The following is a 5,634-nucleotide window of genomic DNA, read 5'->3' on the forward strand; positions in this document are numbered from 1 at the left end:
TGAAAAGCATAAGTCTTTGCTGCATTGTACAAAACTCGCTTGCCAAAAGACTGGACGTTGAGCACTTGCATTTCAATAATTACTAAAGTGCCGTCGCTAAGTTTGGCTTTCACATCCAGATAACTATCTTTTAAGCCTTCTAGTTTGGGTGGTAGATTCGGGTTGATGATTTCTAAGTCTTGAATTGTGGGATTGCCTTCATAAATCAAGGCGTTGAGAAAGCTAATTAGAATTTCTTTGCTTTCTGAGGAACCGAAAATTTTTTTGAAGGCGTAATCTGTTTTTGGGTTGATAAATATCATGGTTGTCAGATTTAGCTTTGAGGTTATTAATTTTGTGAGGAAGCAACGGGATCTGATCTGGGTCAAAGGGCTGATTTGGTTTCAGGCAATGGTTTGACATTTTCCGGCAAATGTGCATTGGCGATCGCCAGCACAGGCTCATCGTCGCTGTGTTCGTCATCAATGGGGAGTTGGCAAGAAATTAGTTCTGTGACGATGCGATCGCCCAGAACATCTTCCCAATCCTGCAACTGTTCTCTGGCTTTGATCGGTGTATTGAGAGCCACGTCTACGCCCATTTGCTGAAGGTTGAGGCTGTGGGCTGTCGATCGACGGTTGACACACTCCACCAGCCAAACGCTCAATCCGACTGCTGCCATCAAAGGCAAGACAATCCGATAATCGCGGGTTAATTCAAACATCAATAGGATGGCTGTCAGTGGTGCTCTGGCACTGCCGGCGAGGACGGCGGCCATTCCCACCATTGCGTAGGCGGGAGGGCCTGCCACTCGATCGCTCATTGCAGGCAGCATTTCCAAAAAGAGGCCGTAAGCTGAACCCAGGGAAGCTCCCAAAAACATCGCCGGAGCGAAGATGCCGCCCACTAAACCGCTGCCGAGGCTGATTGCTGTCATCGCCAGTTTTACAAACAGCAGCAGCAGCAGCAAAGGCAAGGAAAATTTAACATCTTGGAGCATTGCTTGGACTGTTTCGTAGCCGACACCCAAAATTTGAGGCAATTGCAGGGCGACTAAGCCGACGCAGGCCCCGCCGATGATGGGGTGAAGTGGCCGCGGCAGTTGTCCAAGCCAAGCAAATCCTCGGATTTTTCCTTGAAAACAGCGATCGGCTAATTGAATTGCTTCTGTGTAGGCTAGAGACACTCCGCTCGCCAAAAGTCCCAATCCCATGTATAGAGGTAGTTCTAGGGGGCTGCGGACATCATAGACTGGTAAAGAAAAAGCCGGCTGAGCTCCCAAGCAGATTTGAGCGATGAGCGCGGAAACTACCGCCGAGAGCAAAACAACGCTGACTGACGAAGTGGCGAAGGTGCTGCCGAGCACGACTTCTAAGGCAAAGAAGACTCCGGCGATGGGAGAGTTAAATCCGGCGGATAAGCCTGCTGCTGCTCCGGCGCCGAGGAGCAAGCGCTGCCGTTCTGGGGAAAGCTGCAAGACTTGAGCCAGCAGCATTCCAAAATTAGCGCCGATTTCGACGCTGGGCGCTTCCGGGCCCAGGGAGGCGCCGGTGCCGAGGGAAACTGAGGCTGCCACCATTTTGGTGATGGGTTTGAGGGGGGAGAGTTCTTGCAGGCCGCGGGTGGCGGCAATTAAGGAGGACATATTTGGGCCAAAGTCCCGAAACCGCCAACGCATCAGCCCGATGATGACTCCGCCGAGGGTGGGAATGCAGGCTAGTGTCCAAGAGCCTTTGGAGGCGATCGCACCCATGAAGTCTTCCAGCATCAGGCTGTGGATGAAGTGGATCAGATAGTGAAAGGTGACGACGCCTGCGCCCGTAACTCCCCCAATAACTAGGGAGAGGATGAGCAGGAGTGTTTCTGGGCTGGGGTGCAGACGGTTGAATAGCGGGCTTAGGCGGGAGGCTTGGGGAGTTGCTGCGGTTGGGTTGGGTGGCGGCAGATCCACAGGGTGGGTGGCTCTCATTTTAGCGGTTAATTCTTCGGTGAGAAGTTATATAAATATTACAATTTATTTCTTATTTTCATTTTGAGTTATTTTAGGGGAATTGACAACTTAATTAAGACGTATTTTAGGGTAAATTTTTGGGGCTGGCCGCTGGGGTGGAATGACTGATTCTGAGGAGCAGCGGATTTTAGGTCATTGTATACTCATTTACATTCAAACTTAGATACACTGTCGCGCTCATGCTAATTAACTATATTTACTGTGTTGGCGGTTAGGGCGATCGCATGAGTGAACTTGCAGTATCATATAACTGAGTGAAACACAACATTTCCATTAAAGAATTGGCGATTTGAGACTTTACCTTAAAACCACTAATCTCAAACCACAAATCTCAAATCTCAAATCCCTCGCTCGCGCATAATAATATCACATCGGTTGTTGATGGGGCGGCATTCTTGGTCTGGGTTTGGCAATCGACATTAGCGGATCGCCGATAGTGGCGACTTTCCAGGGAGGGGATTCTAGCTGGCGTGCTGCAATTAAAAAGGGTGATCCTCGCTTGAGGCGATCGACCATTAATTTAGGTGGAATAAAGGCAGATAAAAGAGGTTCGTTGACGCTGCCAATATATGCGTAAGCACCATTTACTAACCACCTTCCGGCAACGGTGTTTGTGTCATCTGGGGCGGCTGCTGACCAACTGTGGATCATGTGGATTGCTGCGGGAAATTGAAGTTTTGGTATGTCCTCAACTGAGGCGTCGCCGTTGCCGACTTGAAATGATTTTGGATAGCCTTTGGAATTTATTAATATTAAGTCAAATGTCCACGCTTTTGAGGCTAAACTCCGCCACTTTTCCAGGCTAGATTCGGGTTTTTGCACTACTTCGACATTTAAACCTATGGTTTTTAGTCCGCTAGCTGCTGCCTCCATTTCATATTTTGCCCAATTTCCTTCCTTGGGGTAACTGTCATAAAGCAGGGCTGTTTCGCTGTCTAGAAATATGGCACACATGGCTTGATAGATCGATCGTACCTCGGAACCGTAAATCCAGCCGACCGCCGCCCAGCGTTCGCCGTTGGGGTGCCGTCCCAAACCGTCGGTAACGGCTAGTTGTTGGTCTGGTTTTTCAGGAGATTGATATTTGACTGCTAGTTGGCGTACAATGGTTATTGTGTCGATCGGGTCTGCGAGTTGAGAGTAAAAATATCCGGTTGATTCGACAGCTTTTGTAACTGCTATTTGCAGAGTTTTCCACTGTGCGGTATTAAGGTTATCGTTAGGTTTTCCGAAGTTGCCTTCTAGAAATACTAAAGGTTGACCGTGAGCGGCTGCTAAGGCAACTGCTGCTGAGCGGGCTGGGTCGTTTTCTGATGTGATTACTACTCCTGGGGGTTCCCAGCCGAGTTCAGTCCATTTTGCTTTTAAGGTTTGAGTATTGGTGGCATTCCAGGCTGCTGCTGTACTGTTGAGCATTAATTGTTGGAGTTTTTGATTTTTTGGCAGTTGCTGTTTGATGCTGGGCAAACGGACTATTTCTTCGGGTTGAAAGCGCTGCAAAAACATGGGCGCATATTTTTTATCTTCGATGAGAATAGGCCAGTTTCCTTTGAGATTCCATTTTTGGATTGCTGCTAAGAATGTGGCTTCGTCTGGTACTAAAACTACGCGGTTGACTGTTGGTATGTTGTCGCGGATGAGTCCGACTCGGAGGCCTGTTTGGATTGGCCAGGGTTCTTGTTTGGCTGATGGGGGAAGTTGAAAGGGTTTTTTGAGAATGCGATCGCACCCGACACCAATTATTGCTAAGCTTACAATAAGTGCGATCGCTAGCAATTTAAGTTTTAACTGTTTTTTCATAAGGGAAGGGAATATCGGGAAAAAACTCGCTCGCAAGCACTAGAAATTATCCGTATATTTTTATACAAAGACCTGATTTTCGAGGCATGACACAAAGAAAGATTGTAAGTGCGATCGGGATAATGACTTTTTGTGCGATCGGCTTAGCAACTACAGGTTTAATAATTTTCGCAGCCAACAGTTCCTAAGTCAAGCATCAAGTCCGACAATTGCTCGCAGCGAGAGAATGTCGGGGGTGCAATCTTTCAGGGGCTAATTTAAACGCTGTTTTTCTCGAAGGCGTCAATTTAGAACAAGCCAACCTAAAAAATGCCAATTTGTGGAGTGCTAATTTGGTAAATGCTAACTTGAAACAGGCTAATTTGGCTGGTGTTTACCCGATAAACAGCAATTTAGTAGGGGCGATTTTGGAGGAAAGCAATTTAGAGAATGCGTTTTTATAGGATGCTTATTTGGGATGGAGTAACTTAAAAAATGCCAACTTAACAGGTGCTTTTATGAAAGGTATTTTTCTTCTGGTAAATGCTGACTTGGAGGGGGCGAATTTGGAGGGGCTAATCTGTGGATGGGTAATCGGGAAGGTGCTAATTTGAAGGGTGCGAATTTGAGGAACGCTTTGGTGTTGGATACTAATTTAGAAGGGGCGAATTTAAAGGGTGTGGTGATGCCTGACGGTAGGCGGCATGAATAAAAGTCAGTTGATAGTTGACAGTTGACAGTTGACAGTGGACTCCGAAAGCAGTCATTAGTCAGTAGTCATCAGTCATTAGCATTAGTCAGGAGAAAGAGCGATCGCACCTGCAACCTTCATTTCCCGTTATTTGGTGAGGGAGTGAAGGGTGATGAGGTGCGCTCACCCTTTCAATAATCAGTTGAGTGCAAGCTAGATATGAATCAGCAAATTAAAGAATTCTCAGCTTAAAACTTCCCAAATCAAAGTGTAATCTGCTCCGTCTTTAGTAAATTTGCCTCTTTGTTCTCCTTTGCCAATTTGAGAAAGATTAGCGGTCAAAGTACCTAAGTCATCATCTGTATCAAACCAGCTACCAACATCCTGATCGTAAAGCTGTATCTCAGTCGAGTTGGTAAATTCAACTATGTCGTTTATAGTTGCTGACTGTCCATCATTAAGACTGATAGGCCCCCAAACATTCTGACCATTGACACGCAGATAGGGTTCATCAGCCCCAGAGCTATCCTCTGTTTTATGGCACTCAAGAGATATAAGTTTTAGCTTTGTCATAAACAATCCTCACCGTATAATTGGATATCTATTCTGATACCAACATTTTTAGAATGGAAAATGTCTGCTATTTCCTGAATCTCAAGTTCTCCTGAAAAGGGAGAACTTGAGATTAAACTCTACAAGCAGTCAACACAACTACTTGCTCCAACACCAGCAAAACATGCAATGCACGCAGCGGTACCGACACCAGTAGCACAGGTAGCACCGCAAGCAACCACTGCTCCAGCGCAGCGAATTTTCTTCCTCCAGTTACAACTTTGTGGTATCACCTCTGTGGTGGAAATAACGTCAGCGCCAGACATACGATATTTCTGGCTAGTATTGTAAACTGCTGCTTCAGCTGTAAATCCAGGTAAACTCATGTCAAGTAGCTCCTTTGATGTTTTCAAATTCAACAGTCTTAGTGAGACAATTGGTAACCGATGGTGTCAATTTTTCGGACACGTCTACGCAGAAAACACAGTTGGTTTGGGCTAGCTCATACTTTCTCACCTCCTTTAAAGTGTTTAAATTTAACGGTCGTATAGCAATCCTAAATCATTATCAAGACTCTGATACAATTATATGCAATACTTGATTGTGACAATAAAAAATGAAT

General features: G+C 46.1%; 8 protein-coding genes. 4 read left to right on the forward strand and 4 right to left on the reverse strand.

The features are described 5' to 3' along the window. From QUA40_RS24720 to QUA40_RS24730, 3 genes are all read right to left on the reverse strand, one after another. Positions 1 to 302 (reverse strand): Rpn family recombination-promoting nuclease/putative transposase (locus QUA40_RS24720; protein WP_333130785.1); only part of this gene is annotated, 302 nt, incomplete at its 3' end. Positions 303 to 364: 62 nt separating this feature from the next. Continuing rightward, positions 365 to 1,948, reverse strand: a complete 1,584-nt coding sequence (locus QUA40_RS24725) for a chloride channel protein (protein ID WP_333130787.1) — start codon at positions 1,946 to 1,948, stop codon at positions 365 to 367. 408 nt (positions 1,949 to 2,356) lie between these two features. Next, positions 2,357 to 3,790, reverse strand: coding sequence for a hypothetical protein (locus QUA40_RS24730; protein WP_333130789.1), 1,434 nt, complete (start codon positions 3,788 to 3,790; stop codon positions 2,357 to 2,359). Positions 3,791 to 3,999: 209 nt separating this feature from the next. Between QUA40_RS24730 and QUA40_RS29150 the strand changes: the two genes are divergently transcribed. From QUA40_RS29150 to QUA40_RS24740, 3 genes are read left to right on the forward strand one after another with little or no spacing between them, the layout of a single operon-like run. Further along, entirely contained in the window at positions 4,000 to 4,233 is a 234-nt protein-coding gene (locus QUA40_RS29150) for a pentapeptide repeat-containing protein (RefSeq protein WP_445301194.1), read from the forward strand. 54 nt (positions 4,234 to 4,287) lie between these two features. Beyond that, positions 4,288 to 4,383, forward strand: coding sequence for a hypothetical protein (locus QUA40_RS29155; protein WP_445301195.1), 96 nt, complete (start codon positions 4,288 to 4,290; stop codon positions 4,381 to 4,383). Further along, positions 4,356 to 4,481, forward strand: a complete 126-nt coding sequence (locus QUA40_RS24740) for a pentapeptide repeat-containing protein (RefSeq protein WP_333130791.1) — start codon at positions 4,356 to 4,358, stop codon at positions 4,479 to 4,481. The genes QUA40_RS29155 and QUA40_RS24740 overlap by 28 nt, the downstream gene beginning before the upstream one ends. Before the next feature lie 222 nt (positions 4,482 to 4,703). Here the strand turns inward: QUA40_RS24740 and QUA40_RS24745 are convergent, their stop codons facing one another. After that, positions 4,704 to 5,033: a hypothetical protein gene (locus QUA40_RS24745; protein WP_333130793.1), complete on the reverse strand. Its 330-nt coding sequence runs from the start codon at positions 5,031 to 5,033 to the stop codon at positions 4,704 to 4,706. Between the two features lie 168 nt (positions 5,034 to 5,201). Here QUA40_RS24745 and QUA40_RS24750 point away from each other — a divergent pair, with 168 nt between their 5' ends. Then, positions 5,202 to 5,363 carry a hypothetical protein gene (locus QUA40_RS24750; protein WP_333130795.1) on the forward strand — a complete coding sequence of 54 codons (162 nt, stop codon included), beginning with the start codon at positions 5,202 to 5,204 and terminating at the stop codon, positions 5,361 to 5,363. The last annotated feature ends 271 nt before the right edge of the window (positions 5,364 to 5,634 follow it).

Origin of the sequence: Microcoleus sp. Pol11C3, assembly GCF_036701485.1 — a bacterium.
Classification (GTDB): Bacteria; Cyanobacteriota; Cyanobacteriia; order Cyanobacteriales; family Microcoleaceae; genus Microcoleus.

What these genes read in the sequence shown, in the direction of transcription:
- QUA40_RS24740 (WP_333130791.1), top strand. Translation starts at nt 4,356, where the DNA reads ATGGGTAATCGGGAAGGTGCTAATTTGAAGGGTGCGAATTTGAGGAAC.
- QUA40_RS24750 (WP_333130795.1), top strand. Translation starts at nt 5,202, where the DNA reads ATGCACGCAGCGGTACCGACACCAGTAGCACAGGTAGCACCGCAAGCA.
- QUA40_RS29155 (WP_445301195.1), top strand. Translation starts at nt 4,288, where the DNA reads ATGAAAGGTATTTTTCTTCTGGTAAATGCTGACTTGGAGGGGGCGAAT.
- QUA40_RS24725 (WP_333130787.1), bottom strand. Translation starts at nt 1,948, where the DNA reads ATGAGAGCCACCCACCCTGTGGATCTGCCGCCACCCAACCCAACCGCA.
- QUA40_RS24745 (WP_333130793.1), bottom strand. Translation starts at nt 5,033, where the DNA reads ATGACAAAGCTAAAACTTATATCTCTTGAGTGCCATAAAACAGAGGAT.
- QUA40_RS24730 (WP_333130789.1), bottom strand. Translation starts at nt 3,790, where the DNA reads ATGAAAAAACAGTTAAAACTTAAATTGCTAGCGATCGCACTTATTGTA.